Origin of the sequence: Polaribacter aestuariivivens, from assembly GCF_005885675.1 — a bacterium.
Taxonomy (GTDB): Bacteria; Bacteroidota; Bacteroidia; order Flavobacteriales; family Flavobacteriaceae; genus Polaribacter; species Polaribacter aestuariivivens.
Genome location: NZ_VANR01000002.1, coordinates 139,977 through 163,391 on the forward strand (window position 1 = coordinate 139,977; position 23,415 = coordinate 163,391).

Sequence of the window (23,415 nt, forward strand, 5' to 3'; positions counted from 1 at the left end):
TCCTGTTGATAACTAATTGTTAAAGCCATTTCATTTTTCTTTGTTAAACCCTATTTTTACGAGTACTTCAAACCTAACAGTAGTAAGCGATTTTATGAGTCAAGAAACAAAATATACAGAAGATAATATACGGTCTTTAGATTGGAAAGAGCATATTAGAATGCGTCCAGGAATGTACATTGGTAAATTAGGTGATGGCTCTTCTGCAGATGACGGAATTTATATTTTAGTAAAAGAAGTTTTAGACAATTCCATTGATGAATATGTAATGGGAGCTGGAAAAACTATTGAAATTTCTATTCACGGAAGCAAAGTAACAGTAAGAGATTACGGACGTGGAATTCCTTTAGGAAAAGTTGTAGACGTAGTTTCTAAGATGAATACTGGAGGTAAATACGATTCAAAAGCCTTCAAAAAATCGGTAGGTTTAAACGGAGTAGGTACAAAAGCAGTAAACGCACTTTCTTCATACTTTAGAGTAGAGTCTTCACGAGAAGGAAAATCTGCTTCTGCTGAGTTTAGTCAAGGTAATTTAGAAAATAAAGAGTTTTTAGAAGAAACTTCAAGAAGAAAAGGTACTAAAGTTCAATTTATCCCTGATGAAGAAATTTTTAAAAACTATAAGTTCAGAAGTGAATACGTAGCAAAAATGCTAAAAAATTATGTGTATTTAAACCCAGGTTTAACCATAATTTTTAACGGAGAAAAATATTTTTCAGAAAACGGATTGAAAGATTTATTGGAAGACAACAACAATAAAGATGATATGTTGTATCCAATAATTCATTTAAAAGGCGATGATATTGAGGTTGCGTTAACACATAGTAAAACACAATATTCTGAGGAATATCACTCTTTTGTAAACGGACAACACACCACACAAGGTGGAACTCACCAAGCAGCATTTAGAGAAGCAATCGTAAAAACAATTCGTGAATTTTATGGTAAAAACTTTGAAGCTTCAGATGTAAGAAAATCCATTATTTCTGCCATTGCAATTAAAGTAATGGAACCTGTTTTTGAAAGTCAAACTAAAACAAAATTAGGTTCTACAGAAATGGGTGGAGATTTACCAACGGTAAGAACGTACATCAACGACTTTGTAAAAACACAACTAGATAATTATTTGCATAAAAACACTGAAGTTGCGGAAAAACTTCAGAAAAAAATTATACAAGCAGAAAAAGAACGAAAAGAACTTTCTGGAATTCGAAAACTGGCAAGAGATAGAGCTAAAAAAGCGAGTTTGCACAACAAAAAATTACGTGATTGTAGAATTCATTTAGGCGATATTAAAAAAGAAAATTATTTAGAAACTACTTTATTTATCACAGAGGGAGATTCTGCTTCTGGTTCTATCACAAAGTCAAGAAATGTAAATACACAAGCAGTTTTTAGCTTGAAAGGAAAACCTTTAAACTCTTATGGGTTAAGTAAAAAAATCGTTTATGAGAATGAAGAGTTTAACCTTTTACAAGCTGCTTTAAATATTGAAGATGGTTTAGAAGATTTAAGATACAATAATATTGTAATTGCTACAGATGCAGATGTAGATGGTATGCACATTCGTTTGTTATTAATTACATTTTTCTTGCAGTTTTTTCCTGAATTGATAAAAGAAGGACATTTGTATATTTTAGAAACTCCTTTATTCAGAGTTCGAAATAAAAAAGAAACATTCTATTGCTATTCTGAAGAAGAAAAACGTGAAGCAATAGAAAAATTAAGAGGAAAACCAGAAATAACTCGATTTAAAGGTTTGGGTGAAATTTCACCAAACGAATTTGTACATTTTATTGGTGATGATATTCGTTTAGATCCTGTAATGTTAGATAAAGAAATGTCTATAGAACAAATGTTACAGTTTTACATGGGAAAAAACACACCAGACAGACAAAAATTTATCATAAACAACCTAAAAGTAGAGTTGGATTACGTAGAAGATGAAGTTTAGATTATGAGTGAAGAAATAAATGAAAACGAACACGAAGAAGAATTAACGAATCAAAATGAAAATTTAGATTCACCACAAGAAGAAACCATTACCAAAGTTACAGGAATGTACAAAGAGTGGTTTTTAGACTATGCTTCGTATGTAATTTTAGAAAGAGCAGTACCATCTTTAGAAGATGGTTTAAAACCTGTACAACGTAGAATCATGCATTCTATGAAAGATTTAGATGATGGGCGTTACAATAAAGTAGCTAACATTGTAGGTCACACAATGCAGTATCATCCTCATGGAGATGCCTCTATTGCTGATGCAATGGTGCAAATAGGTCAGAAAGAATTACTGATTGATATGCAAGGAAATTGGGGAAATATTCTTACAGGAGATAGAGCTGCAGCATCAAGATATATTGAGGCACGTTTGTCTAAATTTGCGTTAGATGTAGTTTTTAACCCAAAAACAACTGAGTGGAAACTCTCTTATGATGGGCGTAGAAAAGAACCTATTGATTTACCTGTAAAATTTCCATTGTTATTAGCTCAAGGTGCAGAAGGAATTGCTGTAGGTTTATCAACAAAAATATTACCACATAATTTTATAGAACTTATAGATGCTTCCATTAAATATTTAAAAGGTAGAAGTTTTAAAATTGTTCCTGACTTTCTAACAGGTGGAATTGCAGATTTTACCAATTATAAAGATGGTAAACGTGGAGGAAAAGTAAGAGTTCGTGCAAAAATTGCCCAATTAGACAAAAAAACGTTGGTAATTAATGAAATTCCTTTTGGCACAACAACATCATCTTTAATTGATAGCATTATCAAAGCCAACGAAAAAGGTAAAATTAAAATTAAAAAAATTGAAGACAATACTGCAGCTGAAGTAGAAATTTTGGTGCATTTACCACCTAATGTTTCACCAGATAAAAGTATAGATGCTTTGTATGCTTTTACAAATTGTGAAACTTCAATTTCGCCTTTGGCTTGTACAATTAAAAATAATACACCCGTTTTTACTGGAGTTTCTGATATGTTGAAACACTCTACAGATTTAACGGTAGAATTGCTAAAAAAGGAACTTGAAATTCAGTTAAATGAGCTGGAAGAACAATGGCATTTTTCATCATTAGAACGTATTTTTATAGAAAACAGAATCTATAGAGATATTGAAGATGAAGAAACCTGGGAAGGTGTAATCGAAGCAATTGATAAGGGATTACAACCACATATTAAACATTTAAAACGAGCAATTACTGAAGAAGATATTGTACGTTTAACAGAAATTCGTATCAAAAAAATATCAAAATTTGATATTGACAAAGCAAAACAATTTATTGAAAGTTTAGAAGATAAAATTGCTGTCGTAAAAGGGCATCTAGCAAATTTGGTTGTCTTTGCTATTGACTATTTTAAGCGTTTAAAAGAAACCTATGGAAAAGGTAAAGAACGTAAAACAGAAATTAGAATTTTTGATGACATTGTAGCATCTAAAGTTGCTATGAACAACGCAAAATTATATGTAAATAGGGCAGAAGGTTTTATTGGAACTACCTTAAAAAGAGACGAATTTGTGTGCGATTGTTCGGATATTGATGATATTATTATCTTTAGAAAAGATGGTGGAATGATGGTTACAAAAGTAGATGCTAAAACTTTTGTGGGTAAAGACATTATTCACGTAGCTGTTTTCAAGAAAAAAGACAAAAGAACCGTCTATAATTACATGTACAGAGATGGTCCAAAAGGACCTTCTTACATGAAACGTTTTAACGTAACATCTGTAACACGTGATAAAGAATATGATTTAACAAACGGAAAAAAAGGCTCTTTGGTACATTATTTTTCTGCAAATCCAAATGGTGAAGCAGAAGTAGTTACTATTAATTTACGAGCAGTTGGCAGTATTAAAAAACTAAAATGGGACATTGATTTTGCAGATTTAGCTGTAAAAGGTAGAGGTGTACGTGGAAATACCATCACAAAATACACCATAAAAAGTGTCGATTTTAAATCAGAAGGAGTTTCAACTTTAAAACCACGAAAAATTTGGTTTGATGATGCAGTACAACGTTTAAATGTGGATAATAGAGGTGAATTATTAGGTGAATTTAGAGCAGAAGACAAACTTTTAATCATTACACAAAGTGGTAAAGCAAAAGCTGTAAAACCAGATTTGGCAATGCATTTCGAAGACGATATGATTGTTTTAGAAAAATGGAAACCAAACAAACCAATTTCTGCCATTTATTATGATGGAGAAAAAGAACGCTACTATGTAAAACGTTTTTTAATTGAAACTACAGAAAAGGAAGAAGAATTTATTTCAGATCATCCTAAGAGCCAATTAGAAATTGTAGCTACAGATTACAGGCCAATTGCAGAGGTACAATTTTCTAAAAGAAGTTTAGAGAATGAAGAAGTTAATTTTGAGGAATTTATCGCTGTTAAAGGAATAAAAGCTTTAGGAAATCAATTAACTACAGAAAAAATTAAACAAGTTAATTTATTAGAATCATTGCCTTTTGAAGAAGAGGAAAAAAAGGAAACTACAGAAGAAGCTGAGGTTGATATAGAGGTTGTTGAAGAAAAACTAATTGATGTTCCTGTTGTTGAAAAACCTGTTTTAGAGGATGCTGATAAAGAAGATAAAAAACAAGCACTTTTAAAGAAAGCGATTCAGAAGAAAAAAGATAATTCTGACGATTCACAACAGAAGTTGTTTTAAGGATATTTAATTATCGAAATGAAAATAACATATCATCTTACAAATTCTGATTTTTTAGAATATCAACTTTACAGTTCCTCAAAGTCTAAATTTCATAAAAAGAAAAGGTTTCTTTCAAGGATAACTATACCTATACTTTATTTAATAATTGGGGTCTATTTTGCTTACGTAAAAGAAGATAATATAATTCTTACGGTATTTACCATAGTGTCAGTATTATGGTTTTTACTTTATCCAATTTACTCTAAATGGCATTATAAAAATCATTTCAAAAAACACGTAGAAGAAAACTATAAAAATAGAATCAATAAGTCTGTAGAAATCATTTTTAATGAAGGCTATATAAGTGCTAAAGATTTTACTTCTGAAAGTAAAATTAGTGGAAGTGAAATAAAAGAACTTATTGAAACAAAAAAACATTTTTTTTTGAAGTTAAAAACAGACATTTCCATAATTATTCCAAAGCATTCTATTAATGATAATCACAGATTTAAAAATATAATAAATGATTTTGGTGTAAAATATATTAATGAATTAAATTGGGTTTGGAAATAGTTGTAAATAATTAAGAAACCTCATGAAACTCAAACACCTCTATTTAGCATTATCCGTTTTAGGTATTTGTTATACTTGGTATTACAATATCCAATGGTTTCAAACTGCAGAAAATCCTACTTTTTTGGGTTTTATGCAAGATGCACAAGTGAATTTTGCGGGTAAATCTTTTGGTGCAGATTTAACGGTGGTTGTGTTAACCTTTTTTGTGTTTATGATTCCTGAATCAATTAAACTTAAAATTAGGTTTTGGTGGGTTTTAATTCCGCTTACTTTTTTAATTGCCATTGCATTTACATTCCCATTATTTTTATATATGAGAGCGAATGCTTTGGAGAAACTTCAAAAAGCAACTTAATTTTTTTATCAGTATATTTAAATATTATTCTCTAAATATTTTAAATGCATAAGAAACTACTTTATATAATATTATTTTTGTGGTGTGGAGCTATTTTTTCGCAAACAGAAATTTATTATTTTAAAGACTCAGACAATGTTTTTAGTATAGAAACTATTGAAAACGCTGAGTTCAGTTTATTAAATAAAACAATTTTAGAGAGGCATTCCAACACAACATATTGGTTTAAAATTCCAGCATCCAAAATCAATGTTAAATATATTTTTAGAATTCCTTATGATAGAATTCATACTGCCAACGCATTTCAAAATGGCAAAAAAATAAAAAAATTAAAAAACCAAAGGTATGTAAGTTATAAAATTTCTAGAGATGATGATGTTTATATTCAAGTAAAACCAACGCTTCATTGTTATATACCTATTGATTTAAATACAGAAGAGAAATCAATTTTAAAAGAAAAAAACCAGCTACTATTAAATAGCTTTTATTACGGTTTTGCTTTTTTAGTAATAGTGTATAATTTGTTTTATTTCTTTTTATTTAAAGACGATGCTTTTCTCTATTACTCTTTACTTTTAATGAGTATTACTTTCGGTTTATTTATAATGGACGGAATGCTAAATTTTTTAAACATTCCAGATTTTATAGACGATTTTTTAATGACGTTGAATTATGTAATTTTAGGATACGTTTCCTCTAAATTCGCGAATAGCTATTTGTTTTTAGATATGTTTTATCCAAAACTTAAAAAGTTTAGTTATTCTGTAGGAGTTTGCATCATAATTTCAGCAATTTTGTATTTGGTTTTTAAAAATTACTACTATTTACTTGTATTAAATATATTGGTGTTTTCTTTATTGGTTATTTATTGGTGTTCAGCAGTTTTATTATTCAAAAGAAATATTTACACTAAAATATTGGTTTTTGCTTATGTAATTTTTTTAATATCTGGAATAGATTTTTTCGTATTAAAATTTTTAGGAGTTTCTGTTATAGATACAAACTCAACAAATATAAAAGTTGGTGCATTTTTAGAAATGATTATATTATCAATTGCGGTTTTATACAGAATGAAAACATTAAAAGAAGATAATCATTTTATGAGAAATGAAATTATTTCTTATTCTATTGAAATTAAAAATTTATCAGAAGAAATTTCAGAAGAAAAACAAAATGCCTTAGAAAAATTAGAAACTATTTTAAGTGTAAGAGAAGATGAAATTTTTCAATTAATTGTAGAAGGAAAATCAAATAAGGAAATAGGAAATCAATTAAATATATCTGTTAATACAGTAAAATTTCATATTAAAAATATTTATGAGAAACTAAATATAAAAAGCAGAAAGGAAGTTTTAGAAATAGCTAAAAGTCAATATTAACAGTAATTTAAGAGTATTACTACCCAAAAACTACCCGCTTTTTAAATTACATTTTAGGTGATTATTATTAAATTTACAACATCAGAGCGAAAATTTATTTCCCCCAATCAATTCTAGAAGTCTTCAATAGAAATATTGGAGACTTCTTTATTTCATCTTCTCAAAAAAAGTAAGTTCGTAATTTGGTAACAAGTCAGGATTTGTAATTTTAATAATATCTTTTAAAATCAAATCTGGTCTTGTAGGTGCCAATTCATAATAAATAACACCACCTGTTTTTCCTGTTTTAGTAGTTGGAGTATAAATTTTGTCATTTTTAAAGGCACTAAATTCATTATACAATTTATTACTTTTTAAAAGCTGTTCTTTGGATGTGAAATAACCAGGAGCAATCCAAAAATCTGCATTTTTTCCTTTGTCAAAAACACTTTCAAAACTTAAAGATAAACTTCCTTTTCCTTTGGAATCTTTCCATAAATAATCAACATTAGCATCTTTTAAAAAAGTAGCCACAAAACTTTCTCCAGCAGGTAAATTCCAAATATCTTTACTCATAATTGCGCCAGATAAAACAGTAGGTTTTTTTGTTGATTTAAATGCGATTTGTTTTGCATTTAAATAGTTGCTTTCGATTACTTTAAAAATACTATCTGCTTCTTTTTCTTTATCAAACAAAACTCCAAAAAATTTAATCCATTCAGCTCTTCCTAAAGGAGTTTCTTCTAACCAATCGCCATTGTAAATTACATTTATTCCTGCTTTTTTAATGGTTGATAGCGATTTATCTGCGGATGAAACACTATAACCAACTACTAGTTCTGGTTGTAAATCTAATAATATTTCTGTATTTAAAGAATTTTCTTTTCCTATTTCTGTGATTTTTCCTTCATCAATTAAAACTCTAGTTTTTTCTGATGAAATATATTTCGCATATGGAAAACCGACAATAGTAGTTTCTTCATTTAACAACTCTACCATTGGAATATGAGTTGTAGAGGTAACTACAATTTTATCAATAGGTATTTTAATTACATTACGATTATTAGCTATATTAAGATTGTTTCTTTTCTTCTTGATTGTATATTCAGAAATATCTTTAGAACCTTTGTAGGCAGTTTTTATAATTAACTTTTTCACGCCATTATCTTCTATAATATCAAAGCCTTTTGCATATGTAATGCTACTTTTCTGTTGTGTTTTTTCAGGAATATTTTTAGTTTCTTTTTTACAAGAAACAACAAATACTACAATGGTTAATAAAATAAGTTTTTTGGTAATATTTTTCATCAAAAATTAATTTTTAACAAGATTACAAAAATGTTTTCTATTAACAATTTTAAAACTACATTTGCAACGAATTTTGGTTTTGATGTAACTTTTTTTTGCATCAAATTAAAAGGGAATCTGGTTAAACTCCAGAACTGTTCCCGCAACTGTAAGCTATAAAGCTTGTAACTAATTCTTTTGCCACTGACAATATTATTGTTGGGAAGGTTTGTTACAAGACGCAAGTCAGGAGACCTGCCATTAATCACGAGTTAAAAACTTTCGGGATAAAAGTTTATGTACTAATTTCTATTCGTACACGAAATTTACCTGATTTATTGTAAATCAAATTTATTAAAAATGAAAAAACAATTAATTATTGTTGGTATTTTGGCATGTAGTTTTGCCAAAACAAATTTTTTTGCGCAACAAAAACAGCAAAAAGATAGTGTAGAAGTGTTAAAAGAGGTTGTTATTACAGCCACAAAATTTAAACTTAAAAAACAAAACACTGGTAAGGTAATTTACAAAATTACACAACAGGAAATCAAGCAAAATGCTGGTAAAACAGCTATTGATTTACTAAATAATTTACCAGGAATTGAAATTAAAGGTTCTAATACAAATCCTTCTGAACCAAGAAGTACGTATGTTAGAGGAGGTAGAAGTCGTCAAGTTTTAATTTTAATTGATGGTGTACCAGTTTCTGATCCATCAGGAATTAACCAAGAGTATGATTTACGTTTATTAAGCTTAAACCAAATAGAAAGTATAGAAGTGTTAAAAGGAGCTTCATCTACCTTATATGGTTCTGGAGCAGCAACAGGTGTAATTAATATCATTCTTAAAAAAGCTTCAAAAAATACAATTTCAGGTTCTTTTGAAACAAGTTTTGGTACAAATAATGATGCAAATTCCACAAATTCATTTTTATCAGATGTAAATCAAAATGCAAATGTGAATGGAAGTATTGGTAATTTCACTTTTTTAAGTACAATATCATTAACAGGAAAAGAAGGCTTATCATCTGCAAAAAGTAATACAAGCCAAGTGTTTGAAGAGGATAAGTACGAAAGTAAAAACGGACTATTAAAATTAGGATATCAGTTTTCTAATCATTTTTCTGTTGAAAGTTTTGTGAACTTTGATGAGTTTTCTTACGATTATGATGCTGCAATCTATACAGATTCTAATATAAATAATGGCAAACAAACACAGGTAAGGTTTGGTTTAAAGCCAAGGTTTACCTACAATTCTGGTGAAATTTATTTGTTAACTAGTGTAAACAAAGTAAAAAGAACTGATAATAATTTTAGTTCTTTTTCAAATTCCGTAAATGAATCTATTTTTGAGGGTGAAAGTTTAAACTTAGATCTTGTAAATAAATATGATATTTCAAACAAAATACAACTTATTGCAGGTGTAAATTATCAAGATCATCAAAATAATACGACTTCACCTTTTGGAAATATCGATGAAGATTTAGCGAATTTTAACACACTTGATCCTTATTTATCAGCAGTTTATATTTCAAATTTCGGATTAAATGTAAACTTAGGTAGCCGTTTAAATATGCATAGCAATTATGGAAATCATTTTGTTTATGATGCAAATGTTTCTTACAATGTTTTTAGCAAAGAAAACACCAATGTAAAATTATTATCTTCTTACGGAACTGCATTTATTGCACCAAGTACTTATCAATTATTTTCAGTCTTTGGAAATACAGATTTAAATCCTGAAACCAGTAAAACTTTAGAAGCTGGTTTTGATGCTTCAGTAAATAGTTTTATAAATGTGAGCGCTGTGTATTTTAATAGAACAGAAAATGAATCTATTATATTTCAAGGTCTTGGTGTTGCTCCATTTGGTATTTATCAAAATTCTACGGAAGAAATAAAAGTGAGTGGAGTAGAGGCTACTTTTAATATCAAACCAATAGATAAAGTTTCTTTAGATGTAAACTATACATTTACGGACAAAGAAACTGACGTAGACTATATTCCAAAACACAAATTGGTAGCAAATTTAGGAGTGAATCCTACTGAAAATACATTTGTTTCTTTAGTTTATAAAAGTGTTGGTGAACGTGTTGCACGTTTTTTTGATAACAATACTTTTACAACAGTAGAAACAACATTGCCTAAATATAATCTGTTAGACTTTAATATTAATTATAAGCTTTTAGATGAAACTGTAACTTTTTTTGGTACAGTTTCTAATATTTTTAACGAAGATTATGAAGATATTTTAGGATACTCTACTAGAGGTAGAAATTATAAAGTAGGTGTAAGATTACAATTTTAGAGCTGGGAAAATAGGTTGAAAAAGAAAAAAGAATCTTTGAGTCTTCATATTTTTTGAAGATTTAAAAAGCAAAAAGCCTTCTTAACTAAGAAGGCTTTTTGCTTATAATAATTTTTTTACTTCATTTTTAATAAAATCAATAGCAGTTTCTGTAGGCGGAATTGATTTTGAGTAATCTATCAATATATTTTCCCTTAAATCATTAGCAGAAGTTGAGTTTTCTGCTACTTGTTTCAATTTGTTTGTAACAGCATTTTTTGCTGCGTAAATAGCTGTCCAAGCATCTTCAGAAATGTAAATCTGTTGTACCAAGTTGTGTTCAAACTCTTGCTCTATGTTTGCGATTAATAATTGTAAATAATCGTTTGTGTTTGTTGATATTGGTGGAATTCGCATCAACATTTTTACAGGATTTATTCTGTCGCAAAAAAGCATTAAGCGTTCATAAGCTTGAAGTTTAATTGGTAAACTTTCTTTTTTCTGTTGTGCTAAAAGTTCTAATTTCTTTTCGGTGTTTTTATTGTTGATGAATCCGTTAAACATATAATACGCTACAAAACCAGTTACTGCAGCAGGTAAAATATATGCGATGCTTTCTAAAATTTTATCTTCCATAAATTACATAATAGTTACAAAATACGAATATAAGATTCCAATGATAATTGCCAACCCAAAACTCAATAAAGTACCAATTAAAATATATTCTGTTAATTTTCTGTCTTTTGAAGATGTTAAATCTCCAAATCTAAAAACCGATTTTGCAGCCAATAAAAAACCAATAGCTTCCCAATGATTGGTAATGATAAAAACAAAAACAAACAAACGTTCTAAAATACCAATATAACGTCCTGCTTTTGCAAGAGAATCATCATTTTCTTTTTTACTTTCAGGATTCCATTGTGTAATAAATACTTTAATAATTACTGAGGAAACATTTGTTATTAAAAAGATTGCAATTAATAATAGTAATATTTTGCTAGTAAAAAAAGCATCAAAATTAAAGCTGAAATTACTGTATAAACTTGCAGCAAAAATCAAAACAATAAGATGCAAAAATTGGTCTACAAAAAACCAATTTCGTTTGTTTTTTTTAGTTTGAAAAGATAGTTTTAAGACGTCAAAAATATAATGAGATATAAGAATGATTGTAAAACCAAGCCAATATTCCTTTAAGTTAAATTGTAAAAAAAATAATAACAAAATTGCATGAATTGCAATATGAAAATAGAGCTTAACAGACTTAATTTTCTTTTCTTCTTTATCTTTTACCCATTTTTCTGATTGAAAAACAAAATCTCCTAATATATGTGCCAATAAAAATTTTAAAAACAGTACCATTATTCAGAAGTTTTTTGGTTGATAATTTTTCTAAAACGAGTTTCGAGATTCATAATGGGTTCAAAACCAGCACGTTTTTGTCGCTCGCTAACTCTACCTTGTGTAATTCCTAAAATCTTTGCGATTTCTTTTTGAGTTGCTTCTCTATTTTCCAATGATAAATTAAAAACTTCGGCAGAATTTTGTGTCCAAGAATCTATGGTTAATAATGCCAAATCTAACGCAATATTTATTTCTTCATCAATCTCTTGCCAAGGTGTTTTTATGGCTAAATTTTGTTTTTTTAGATAATTGTCAAATGCAAAACCAGAGTTTATAAATGCTTCTCCATTTGATTCTGTAATACTTGCGTCTTTATATGCTGTTTTTCCAATACCAATCCCAATTCGAACATCAATCTCTTCTGTTTTTTTTAAATGAGACTTTATTTTCAAAGCAGCATACAATGCTTCTTCTGGTTTTTTTATCTCTAATTGAAAACTATCACCCCTATAAATCTGCCAATTATTAGGCGATTTACCAAAAGTTTTTAAAGTTTCTTTTAAAGCTTGTAGCCAAAAAGCATCGCTTTTTTTTCTTGAATTTATAATGTCTCCAGTTAAAATACTTATCATTAATTGTATAATTTATTATCAAATGTATGTTTTATTTACGAAAACACCAAAATTATCTGCCTATAACCAGATATTTTAATTTATCTGCCTATAGACAGATATTTTAATTTATCTGGCTGTGAGCAGATAAAATTTGAATTAGATCAAGGGTATTTGAATTTTAAGATAAATTATTTAAAATTCGGTTAAAGCTCCGAATTTAAAAACTGATAACCTTGTGAATAAAAAAGAGAATTCATTCTTCATAAAAACGAATAGTTTGGCTAAATTCACACTCTAAATTCTTCAAAAAAATAACTCTTGGATAATTACTTAAATTCTTTAAACGAAGCTCAAAAACAAGCTGTTTTACAAAAAGATGGCCCAATGATTATTATTGCTGGTGCAGGTTCAGGTAAAACACGTGTATTAACCTACAGAATTGCTCATTTAATGAAGCAAGGTGTAGATTCGTTTAATATTTTATCACTCACATTTACTAACAAAGCTGCTAAAGAAATGAAAGCAAGAATTGCAACTGTTGTTGGTGTAAGTGAAGCAAAAAACCTTTGGATGGGAACTTTTCACTCCGTTTTTGCTCGTATTTTACGTTCAGAAGCCGATAAATTAGGCTTTCCAAGTAACTTTACAATTTATGACACGCAAGACTCAGTTCGTTTAATAACTTCAATTATTAAAGAAATGGGTTTAGACAAAGAACGTTACAAACCAAAACAAATTTTAGGGAGAATTTCCTCTTTTAAAAATAGTTTAATTACAGTTAGAGCTTATTTTAATAATTCTGATTTACAAGAAGCAGATATGCATGCTAGCAGACCAAAAGTAGGTGATATTTATAAAGAATATGTAGATAGATGTTTTAAAGCAGGTGCTATGGATTTTGATGATTTGTTGTTACGAACAAACGAATTGTTGGCACGTTTTCCAGACGTTTTAGCAAAATATCAAGATCGTTTTAGATATATTATGGTAGATGAGTATCAAGATACAAATCACTCACAATATATAATTGTTAGAGCTTTGGCAGATAAGTTTGGTAATATTTGTGTTGTTGGAGACGATTCGCAAAGTATTTATAGTTTTAGAGGTGCCAATATTCAAAATATCTTAAATTTTCAGAAAGATTATCCAGATGTAAAAACCTTTAAATTAGAGCAAAATTACAGATCTACAAGTAATATTGTAAATGCAGCAAATTCTGTAATAGCAAAAAACAAAACAAAGTTAGATAAAGAAGTTTGGACCAGTAATGATGCAGGTGACTCTATAAACGTAATGCGAACCATTTCAGATGGAGAAGAAGGACGTTTTGTAGCACAATCTATTTGGGAAAATCACATGAACAACCAAATGCAATTGAGCGATTTTTGTGTTTTATATCGAACGAATTCACAGTCAAGAGCCATTGAAGACGCATTAAGAAAAAAGAATTTAGATTATAAAATTTATGGTGGAATTTCTTTTTATCAAAGAAAAGAAATCAAAGATATTTTATCTTATTTGCGTATTTTAATCAATCCAAATGATGAAGAAGCATTAAAAAGAATCATCAATTATCCTGCAAGAGGTATTGGAGCAACAACCATAGATAAACTTACAATTGCAGCAAATCATTATAAAAAATCCATTTTCGAAATCATAAAATATATAGATAAGATAGATTTAAAAATAAATTCTGGAACCAAAAGTAAGTTACAGAATTTTATGAACATGATATTGAGATTGCAAATTGAAGCAAAAACAAAAAACGCATTCGAAATAGCTGAAGTTGTTGTAAAGCAAACCCAACTAATTAAAGATTTAGAAAAAGACGGAACACCTGAAGCTGTCAGTAAAGTAGAAAATGTTCAAGAATTGTTAAACGGAATTAAAGATTTTATTACCGATAAAATTGAGCAAGGTGAAGATGCTTCATTAACTTCCTTTTTAGAAGATGTAGCTTTGGCTACAGATTTCGATTCAGATAAGAATAATGATAAACCAAGCGTTTCTTTAATGACCATTCACCAATCAAAAGGATTAGAATATTCACATGTTTACATTGTTGGTTTAGAAGAAAATTTGTTTCCATCTGCAATGAGTATGAATACAAGAAGCGAATTGGAAGAAGAACGTAGATTATTTTACGTAGCTTTAACAAGAGCAGAAAAAGTAGCCTATTTAACATACGCACAAACACGCTACAGATGGGGTAAATTAGTGGACTCAGAACCAAGTAGATTTTTAGAAGAAATCGATGATCAATTTTTGCACTACATCACACCAAAAGTACCAGAACCATCTGTAAATAGGTTTATTGATAAAAGTATTTTTGAAGACGCTCCAAAAGGAATTCGATTTCAAAAACCAATTCAACGTAAAAAAATGGAACGTGATTTGGCAAAAAAGAAAGAAATTATTATTCCTAAAAACTTAAAAAAAGTATCGCAAGTTTCACCAAAAATGAACCTATTTGATGGAAACATTACTGTAGGAAATATTGTGGAGCATAATAGATTTGGTAAAGGAAAAGTGGTGGGTTTAGAAGGCAAAGGACCAGATAAAAAAGCAGAAATTCAATTTGCAACAGCAGGTAAAAAGAAATTGTTATTACAATTTGCAAAACTAAAAGTGATAGGATAAATAATTACGAATTCATAATCACTAATTCGTAATTATTAATTATTTTGCAACATTAAATAACTTCAATTATAATAAGTGACATTCTTGAAACTAAATCAAGACACTTCAAAACAAAATAAATGACATTCGATTTAGAATACAATTCAGAAAGACCTTTAATGATTATTCCAGAATATGGTAGACATATACAAAAAATGGTAGATCATTGTGTAGCCTTAGAAGATGAAGAAGAGCGAAATAAAATGGCCAAAGCAATAGTAGATGTTATGGGTAATTTACAACCACATTTACGAGATGTTCCAGATTTTAAACACAAATTATGGGATCAACTATACATCATGTCCGATTTTAAATTGGATGCAAAATCTCCATATCCAATACCTTCAAGAGAAGAGCTTCAAGAAAAACCAGAGCGTTTACCATATCCAAAATATGCATCAAAATATCGTTATTATGGTAACAATATTCAAACCATGATAGATGTAGCCTTAAGTTGGGATGAAGATGAAAAAAAAGAAGCACTAGTATATACCATTGCGAACCACATGAAAAAGTGTTATTTAAATTGGAATAAAGACACTGTAGACGATGCTGTGATTTTTAACCATTTATACGATTTATCTGACGGAAAACTAGATTTAAGAAATTCTGATGAAGAATTATCAGAAGCCAAAAGCTTATTAAAAAAGAGAAATTCTCAAGGTCAGAACAATTCTAAAAATCACAAGAAACAAAACAGTAGCAATCATAAAAACAGAAAAAGATATTAATTAATGGCATCATTTAAAATTGAAGGTGGTCACAAATTAAACGGAACAATAACACCACAAGGAGCAAAAAACGAAGTTTTACAAATACTTTGTGCAGTATTACTAACACCAGAAAAAGTAATTGTAAATAACGTTCCTGATATTATAGACGTAAATAAACTCATATTTATTCTTGGCGAATTAGGTGTAAAAGTTCAAAAATTAAGTAAAAATTCGTACGCTTTTCAAGCAGATGAAATAAACTTACCGTATTTAGAATCAGCCGAATTTAAAAGAGATGGAAGTTCTTTACGAGGTTCAATTATGATTGTTGGTCCACTTTTGGCACGTTTCGGAAAAGGATACATTCCACGTCCAGGAGGAGATAAAATAGGAAGAAGACGTTTAGATACTCATTTCGAAGGCTTTATAAGACTAGGTGCAAAATTTAGATACAATAAAGAAGAATCTTTTTACGGTGTTGAAGCTGAAGAACTGAAAGGAGTTGATATGTTGTTAGATGAAGCCTCAGTAACAGGTACTGCAAATATATTAATGGCAGCAGTTTTAGCAACAGGAACCACAAAAATATACAATGCAGCATGTGAACCTTACATTCAACAACTATGTAAAATGTTAAACTCTATGGGAGCAAAAATCTCAGGAGTAGGCTCAAACTTATTAACTATTCAAGGAGTAGATGCTTTAGGAGGTTGCGAACACACAGTTCTTCCAGACATGATTGAAATTGGTTCTTGGATTGGTGTAGCTGTTATGACACAATCAGAACTAACCATCAAAAACGTTTCTTGGGAAAACTTAGGACAAATTCCAAATGTTTTTAGAAAACTAGGAATCACCTTAGAAAAAAGAAACGATGATATTTATATCCCAGCACAAAATTCTTACAAAATTCAAAATTATATAGATGGTTCCGTATTAACAGTTGCAGATGCACCTTGGCCTGGGTTTACACCAGATTTATTAAGCATTGTTTTAGTAATTGCCACTCAAGCAAAAGGAACCGTTTTAATACATCAAAAAATGTTCGAAAGTCGTTTGTTTTTTGTTGATAAATTAATTGATATGGGGGCAAAAGTAATTCTTTGTGATCCACACAGAGCAACTGTAATAGGGCAAAATCATAAGTCACAATTAAAAGCAACAAAAATGACTTCTCCAGATATTAGAGCAGGAATTTCGCTTTTAATTGCAGCACTTTCAGCAAACGGAACATCAATTATAAATAATATCGAACAAATAGATAGAGGGTATGAAAATATAGAAGCTCGTTTGAAATCTATTGGTGCAAAAATTGAAAGAATTGAAGATTAGGTTTTTAATAAAAATTAATTTTAGAAATATAAAAAATAGTGTCAGTTTGACACTATTTTTTTGTTGGCAACATTTTTGCCAATAAAGTATGTACAATTTAATGATTACAAAGAAATGAGTAAGAAAGAAGAAATTAAAGAAGAAGAAATAAAGAACGAACAAGAAACTTCACAAGTTGAAGAAAATCAAGAAGTTGAAGTAGAATCTGTAAAAGAAGAACCAACTCCAGAAGAATTAATTCAGGCAGAAAAAGATAAATTTTTACGTCTTTTTGCAGAGTTCGAAAACTATAAAAAAAGAACAACAAGAGAAAGAATAGAATTGTTTAAAACAGCAGGACAAGAAGTTATGACATCTTTACTGCCAGTTATTGACGATTTCGAGCGTGCTTTGTCACATATTGAAGACGATAAAGAAGCAGAAGAATTAAGAAAAGGAGTACTACTAATTTACAATAAATTTTACAACACTTTAGAGCAGAAAGGATTATCAAAAATAGAAACCAATTCTGGTGATGTTTTTGACGCAGAAATTCACGAAGCAATTACGCAAATACCTGCTCCGTCAGAAGATATGAAAGGTAAAATCATTGATTGTGTAGAAAAAGGATATAAATTAGGTGACAAAATTATCCGTTATCCAAAAGTAGTTATAGGACAATAAATTAGTAACAGTGAGCAGTAACAAGAGTTTTTTAGCTCAAACTGAATACTGAAAACTGAAAACTTAAAAAATGGCAAAACAAGATTATTACGAAATATTAGGAATTTCAAAGTCAGCTTCTCAAGCAGAAATAAAAAAAGCTTATAGAAAAATGGCAATTAAACATCATCCAGATAAAAATCCAGATGATAAAACTGCCGAAGAAAAATTTAAACTTGCAGCAGAGGCCTATGAAGTTTTAAGCGACGAAAATAAAAAAGCACGTTATGATCAATATGGTCATGCAGCGTTTGAAGGTCCACAAGGTGGAGGTGGCTTTGGAGGTGGAGGCATGAATATGGATGATATATTTAGTCAGTTTGGAGATATTTTCGGAGGTGGTGGTTTCGCTGGAGGTTTTGGAGGCTTTGGTGGTGGAGGCCAACGTCAAGCCAGAGTTAAAGGTAGCAATATGCGAATTCGCGTAAAACTAACCTTAGAAGAAATAGCAAAAGGAGTTGAAAAGAAAGTTAAAGTTAAAAGAAAAGTACAAGCAGCAGGTGTTACCTATAAAACCTGTACAACTTGTAATGGATCTGGACAACAAATGCGAGTTACTAATACCATTTTAGGTAGAATGCAAACAGCAACAACATGTTCAACTTGTTCTGGAGCTGGAGAAATCATGAAAAGCAAGCCTAATGGAGCAGATGCACAAGGTTTAATTGTAAAAGAAGAAACAGTACCAATTAATATTCCAGCTGGAGTTACAGAAGGCGTTCAATTAAAAGTAGGTGGAAAAGGAAACGAAGCACCAGGAAAAAACTCAATTGCGGGAGATTTACTGGTTTTAATTGAAGAAATTCCACATGAAAAACTTAAAAGAGAAGGAACTAATATACATTATGACTTATATATTAATTTCTCTGAAGCTGTATTAGGTGTTAGTAAAGAAGTAGAAACAGTTTCAGGAAAAGTAAAAATTAAAATAGAACCAGGTACTCAATCAGGTAAAATTTTACGTTTAAAAGGCAAAGGATTACCAAGTATTGAGCGTTATGGAACAGGCGATTTCTTAATACACATAAATGTATGGACGCCACAAAATTTAGATAAAGAACAAAAACAGTTTTTTGAAAAAATGTCTGTTAACGAAAATTTTAAGCCGTCACCAAATACATCAGACAAGTCATTTTTTGAAAAAGTAAAAGATATGTTTTCATAAACCTATGTTTATAAATTAAAAAATTGATAAATCTTTAAAAGAAAAGATTTCCTTTTTGTAAGAATTAATTTATATTTGTAGTGTCGTTGATTTTATCAGCGACACTTTTTCTTTTTCATAGCAATTTTTCCCACTCAATTTTATTGAGTGGGTTTTTTTATAAAAGAATACGTAGTTTTACAAAATATTAAAAATAAGCAGGCTTATCTTATCGTCATGTTTTAAATGTGAAGGAAAGTCCGAACACCAAAGAGTATCATAGCGGATAACATCCGTCCAACGTAAGTTGAGGACCAGTGCAACAGAAAGCAAGTACAGTTAGGCTGTAGTGAAACCAGGTAAACTCTATGAGGTGCAATGCCATGTAAATTAGAGATCCAAATTTTTGGGAGAGAGTTACTCGCTCGATTCTAAAGGGTAGGCAGATTGATTCTAAGAGTAATTTTAGAACTAGATAAATGATAAGAACCTTCTAAAGGAAACAGAATTCGGCTTATTAGCCTGCTTTTTTAATATTATTTTTGCGAAATTTTCATTTTTTAATAAAAAAATCACTTTTTTTTTGCGAAATTATGAGCTATATGAAAAATAGCTTTTTTTTATTCATTAATTACAGCAATCTATTATTTATCTTTTAAAATTGTTATAAATACTGTAAATTTGTTACAAATAAATCATAAAAAAATAACTACATATGGCTTTTGATATAGATATGATCAAAAAAGTGTATGCTAACGTTGTGGAACGAGTAGATGCAGCACGTGAAATTACAGGTAAACCATTAACATTAGCAGAGAAAATATTATATTCTCATCTTTGGGAAGGAAATCCAACCAAAGCTTTTGAAAGAGGAAAAGACTACGTAGATTTCGCTCCAGATAGAATTGCTTTACAAGATGCAACTGCACAAATGGCATTATTACAATTTATGCAAGCAGGTAAAAGTAAAGTAGCGGTTCCTACAACAACTCACTGTGATCATTTAATTCAAGCTAAAAATGGAGCAAGTTCAGATTTACAATCTGCACTTAATACAAGTAACGAAGTTTTTAACTTTTTAGAGTCTGTATCAAACAAATATGGTTTAGGATTTTGGAAGCCAGGAGCAGGAATTATTCACCAAGTAGTTTTAGAAAATTATGCATTTCCTGGAGGAATGATGATTGGTACTGATTCTCATACAGTAAATGCTGGAGGATTAGGAATGGTAGCAATTGGAGTTGGTGGAGCTGATGCAGTAGACGTTATGGCGGGTATGGCATGGGAATTAAAGTTTCCTAAATTAATTGGTGTAAAATTAACAGGAAAACTTTCTGGATGGACAGCACCAAAAGATGTAATTTTAAAAGTAGCAGATATTTTAACCGTAAAAGGTGGAACAGGTGCTATTGTTGAGTATTTTGGCCCTGGAGCAACAGCAATGTCTTGTACAGGAAAAGGTACTATTTGTAATATGGGAGCAGAAATAGGTGCAACAACATCTACTTTTGGATATGATGATTCGATGGAACGTTATTTACGTGCTACAGATAGAAGCGATGTTGCAGATGCAGCTAATAAAGTAAAAGATTATTTAACGGGTGATTCAGAAGTTTACGAAAATCCAGAACAATATTTTGATCAGGTTATAGAAATTAATCTTTCTGAATTAAGTCCACTATTAAATGGACCTTTTACTCCAGATCTATCTACAAAAGCAGGTTCAGATATGACAAAAGCTGCAAATAAAAATGATTGGCCATTAAAAGTAGAGTGGGGTTTAATAGGTTCTTGTACAAATTCTTCTTATGAAGATTTATCAAGAGCAGCATCTATTGCACAACAAGCTATTGATAAAAACTTAAAAACAAAAGCAGAATTTGGAATAAATCCAGGTTCTGAAAAAGTAAGATATACAGCAGACAGAGATGGAATTTTAGGTGTATTTGAAAAATTAGATGCAACTATTTTTACAAATGCTTGTGGACCTTGTATTGGTCAATGGGCAAGATATTCAGATCCTGCAAACGCACCAAAAAACTCAATAATTCATTCATTTAATAGAAACTTTGCAAAACGTGCAGATGGTAACCCAAATACACATGCGTTTGTTGCTTCACCGGAAATGGTAGCAGCAGTTGCTATTGCTGGTCGTTTAGATTTCAATCCTGTAACGGACAAATTAATTAACGAAAATGGTGAAGAAGTAATGTTAGATGAACCAACTGGATGGGAATTACCTCCAAAAGGTTTTGAAGTAAAAGATGATGGTTATTTAGCACCAGAGGAAGATGGGAGTCATGTTAAAATTGCCGTAAAAGAAGATTCTGAAAGATTACAACTGTTAGAACCTTTTACACCATTAGGAAATACAATTACAGGAGCTAAATTATTAATTAAAGCCTTTGGTAAATGTACAACAGATCATATTTCTATGGCTGGACCTTGGCTACGTTTTAGAGGTCACTTAGACAATATTGCAAATAATACTTTAATTGGTGCTGTAAATGCATTTAATAAAAAAACAAATTTTGTTAAGAATCAATTAACTGGAGAGTATGATGCAGTACCAGCTACACAAAGAGCTTATAAAAAAGCTGGTATTAAAACAGTAGTTATAGGGGACCATAATTATGGAGAAGGTTCTTCTAGAGAACACGCAGCAATGCAACCAAGACATTTAGGTGTTGCAGCAGTTATTGTTAAATCTTTTGCAAGAATTCATGAAACAAACCTTAAAAAACAAGGAATGTTAGGTTTAACATTTGCAAATGAAGCAGACTACGATTTAATTAAAGAAAATGACACCTTTAACTTTATAGATTTAAATGAGTTTGCACCAGATAAGCAACTTACTTTAGAAGTAGTTCATGAAGATGGAAGCAAAGATTTAATAAAGTTAAACCACACTTATAATGATGCACAAATTGCATGGTACAAAGAAGGTTCTGCATTAAATTTAATCAAGAAAGAAAACGCTAAGTAATTAAATTTTTATTACTATAAATATAAAAACTCCTGAATTTATTCAGGAGTTTTTTTTAATATGGTCTAAAAGTTACATTACCTGAAACACCGTTGTTTTTAATTTCAATTTTTACAATTAGATGAATCAATTCTTCTGAATTATCTAATGCTTCTTTCAAATTAAAATCTTCAATAAAAGCAAAGTTTCCATTAGCAAATTCAACTTTAAAAGTTGCAAAATCAGAAATTTCTAAAATTTCATTCTCATCAATATTAATTGTTCCAGTTGTAGTTAAAGGAAAAGGAATTTCTACAAATTGCTCGTTATTTATCCTATAATAAAAATAACCATTACTAGAAGGTTTAAAAAAAGGTAATTCATCACCTGTTAAATAATCATTTGATGGAGAAATGTTTGATAATATATTTGGATATGTTACTGTTTCAAGAGCAATAAAATTACCGTTTTTATCTTTAGCACCTATTATCAAATTTGTATTTTGATAATCAATATCTGTGTAGTTTTCTAAATTAAATTTGAAATTAACATTTTCTGATATTATTTCATCTACAGTACAAGCATTTAATAATGTAACTAATATGAAATTTAATATAATAACTTTTTTCATTTTCTTTTTTTTTCAAAAATACATTTTTTTTTGATTTTGTTACTGTAAGCTTTATTATTTATGGAAGACTTATCTCATATCCAACCAAATTAGTTAACATGAAAAATATATGGTTTTTTGACAATGTAAATCTATTTAACCTTTTATGTCCTCATAAATTTAAAGAATATAAAGAGTGCCATACTTTTGATAGTTATAAAAAAAGCGATTATATCTATTTTGCTCAAGACGCAGCAAGTAAAGTATTTCTTATTCAAAAGGGCAAAGTTAAAATTGGTTATTATACAGAAGAAGGAGATGAAATTGTAAATGCAATTTTAACAAAAGGACAATTATTTGGTGAAAAAGCTATTTTAGGAGAAGAAGTTAGAAATGAATTCGCACAGTCTGTGGATAATTCAACATCAATTTGTCCAATTGGAGTAGATACTTTGCATGATTTAATGAGAGATAATAAAACCTTTAGTTTAAAAATTTATAAGTTTTTAGGGTTGCGTTTTCAAAAATTAGAAAGAAGATTACAGTTAATACTTTTTAAAAATACCAAAACACGTTTTTTAGAATTTATGAAAGAGTTGTGTGAAGAATATGGACATGATTGCGAAAAAACAGGAGATAAGGTTATTGAGCATCCATATACACAAAAGGATATTGCATCCTTAATAGGTACTTCCAGATCTAACTTAAATGTATTAATGAATGAATTGAAGGAAGAAAATATCATTAATTTTAATAGGAAAGAAATAAGATTATTAAAAAAAATAGCATAAGTGTT

18 protein-coding genes, 1 other RNA gene and 1 riboswitch are annotated in these 23,415 nt (G+C 29.5%); of the genes, 14 read left to right on the forward strand and 5 right to left on the reverse strand.

The features are described from left to right. Positions 1-94 precede the first annotated feature (94 nt). The 5 genes from FDT66_RS03815 (at position 95) to FDT66_RS03835 (ending at position 6,967) form a co-directional block, all read left to right on the forward strand. On the forward strand, positions 95-1,954 hold the full coding sequence (locus FDT66_RS03815; RefSeq protein WP_138534835.1) for a DNA topoisomerase IV subunit B: 1,860 nt from the start codon (positions 95-97) through the stop codon (positions 1,952-1,954). A 3-nt stretch (positions 1,955-1,957) separates the two neighbouring features. Beyond that, positions 1,958-4,675 (forward strand): DNA gyrase/topoisomerase IV subunit A, encoded by a 2,718-nt coding sequence (locus tag FDT66_RS03820; protein ID WP_138534836.1) that lies wholly within the window; start codon positions 1,958-1,960, stop codon positions 4,673-4,675. A gap of 207 nt (positions 4,676-4,882) precedes the next feature. Then, positions 4,883-5,230: a YcxB family protein gene (locus FDT66_RS14110; protein WP_222927907.1), complete on the forward strand. Its 348-nt coding sequence runs from the start codon at positions 4,883-4,885 to the stop codon at positions 5,228-5,230. 22 nt (positions 5,231-5,252) lie between these two features. After that, positions 5,253-5,588 (forward strand): DUF2834 domain-containing protein, encoded by a 336-nt coding sequence (locus FDT66_RS03830; RefSeq protein WP_138534838.1) that lies wholly within the window; start codon positions 5,253-5,255, stop codon positions 5,586-5,588. Between the two features lie 44 nt (positions 5,589-5,632). Next, positions 5,633-6,967: a LuxR C-terminal-related transcriptional regulator gene (locus tag FDT66_RS03835; protein WP_138534839.1), complete on the forward strand. Its 1,335-nt coding sequence runs from the start codon at positions 5,633-5,635 to the stop codon at positions 6,965-6,967. A gap of 147 nt (positions 6,968-7,114) precedes the next feature. On the opposite strand, the gene FDT66_RS03840 is transcribed toward FDT66_RS03835, so the two are convergent. After that, the gene (locus FDT66_RS03840; protein WP_138534840.1) at positions 7,115-8,254 is read right to left on the reverse strand and encodes an ABC transporter substrate-binding protein; all 1,140 of its coding nucleotides are present in this window, start codon (positions 8,252-8,254) and stop codon (positions 7,115-7,117) included. 57 nt (positions 8,255-8,311) lie between these two features. Beyond that, a riboswitch (cobalamin riboswitch) is annotated at positions 8,312-8,510 on the forward strand. 83 nt (positions 8,511-8,593) lie between these two features. On the opposite strand from FDT66_RS03840, the gene FDT66_RS03845 reads away from it, so the two are divergent. Further along, positions 8,594-10,540, forward strand: a complete 1,947-nt coding sequence (locus tag FDT66_RS03845) for a TonB-dependent receptor plug domain-containing protein (RefSeq protein WP_138534841.1) — start codon at positions 8,594-8,596, stop codon at positions 10,538-10,540. 102 nt (positions 10,541-10,642) lie between these two features. Here the strand turns inward: FDT66_RS03845 and FDT66_RS03850 are convergent, their stop codons facing one another. The 3 genes from FDT66_RS03850 to FDT66_RS03860 are packed head-to-tail and all read right to left on the reverse strand — an operon-like array spanning position 10,643 to position 12,492. Further along, entirely contained in the window at positions 10,643-11,155 is a 513-nt protein-coding gene (locus FDT66_RS03850; protein ID WP_138534842.1) for a DUF7935 family protein, read from the reverse strand. Positions 11,156-11,158: 3 nt separating this feature from the next. Beyond that, positions 11,159-11,878, reverse strand: a complete 720-nt coding sequence (locus tag FDT66_RS03855; protein WP_138534843.1) for a DUF3307 domain-containing protein — start codon at positions 11,876-11,878, stop codon at positions 11,159-11,161. Then, positions 11,878-12,492 (reverse strand): SatD family protein, encoded by a 615-nt coding sequence (locus FDT66_RS03860; protein ID WP_138534844.1) that lies wholly within the window; start codon positions 12,490-12,492, stop codon positions 11,878-11,880. Before FDT66_RS03860 ends, FDT66_RS03855 begins: the two co-directional genes overlap by 1 nt. Before the next feature lie 300 nt (positions 12,493-12,792). Here FDT66_RS03860 and FDT66_RS03865 point away from each other — a divergent pair, with 300 nt between their 5' ends. The 7 genes from FDT66_RS03865 (at position 12,793) to FDT66_RS03895 (ending at position 22,030) form a co-directional block, all read left to right on the forward strand. Then, positions 12,793-15,114, forward strand: coding sequence for an ATP-dependent helicase (locus FDT66_RS03865; protein WP_138534845.1), 2,322 nt, complete (start codon positions 12,793-12,795; stop codon positions 15,112-15,114). A 119-nt stretch (positions 15,115-15,233) separates the two neighbouring features. Further along, a complete protein-coding gene (locus FDT66_RS03870) occupies positions 15,234-15,884 on the forward strand; it encodes a DUF4290 domain-containing protein (RefSeq protein ID WP_138534846.1) in 651 nt (216 codons plus the stop codon). 3 nt (positions 15,885-15,887) lie between these two features. Beyond that, complete coding sequence (gene murA, locus FDT66_RS03875) at positions 15,888-17,198, forward strand: UDP-N-acetylglucosamine 1-carboxyvinyltransferase (RefSeq protein ID WP_138534847.1); 1,311 nt, start codon at positions 15,888-15,890, stop codon at positions 17,196-17,198. 114 nt (positions 17,199-17,312) lie between these two features. After that, positions 17,313-17,861, forward strand: a complete 549-nt coding sequence (locus FDT66_RS03880; RefSeq protein ID WP_138534848.1) for a nucleotide exchange factor GrpE — start codon at positions 17,313-17,315, stop codon at positions 17,859-17,861. Positions 17,862-17,931: 70 nt separating this feature from the next. Then, the gene (dnaJ, locus tag FDT66_RS03885; protein WP_138534849.1) at positions 17,932-19,065 is read left to right on the forward strand and encodes a molecular chaperone DnaJ; all 1,134 of its coding nucleotides are present in this window, start codon (positions 17,932-17,934) and stop codon (positions 19,063-19,065) included. 194 nt (positions 19,066-19,259) lie between these two features. Then, an RNA gene (rnpB, locus tag FDT66_RS03890) (RNase P RNA component class A) lies at positions 19,260-19,577 on the forward strand. Positions 19,578-19,759: 182 nt separating this feature from the next. Continuing rightward, entirely contained in the window at positions 19,760-22,030 is a 2,271-nt protein-coding gene (locus tag FDT66_RS03895) for an aconitate hydratase (RefSeq protein ID WP_138534850.1), read from the forward strand. A 55-nt stretch (positions 22,031-22,085) separates the two neighbouring features. On the opposite strand, the gene FDT66_RS03900 is transcribed toward FDT66_RS03895, so the two are convergent. Continuing rightward, a complete protein-coding gene (locus FDT66_RS03900) occupies positions 22,086-22,640 on the reverse strand; it encodes a hypothetical protein (protein WP_138534851.1) in 555 nt (184 codons plus the stop codon). A gap of 98 nt (positions 22,641-22,738) precedes the next feature. Here FDT66_RS03900 and FDT66_RS03905 point away from each other — a divergent pair, with 98 nt between their 5' ends. Continuing rightward, on the forward strand, positions 22,739-23,410 hold the full coding sequence (locus FDT66_RS03905; RefSeq protein WP_138534852.1) for a Crp/Fnr family transcriptional regulator: 672 nt from the start codon (positions 22,739-22,741) through the stop codon (positions 23,408-23,410). Positions 23,411-23,415: the final 5 nt, after the last annotated feature.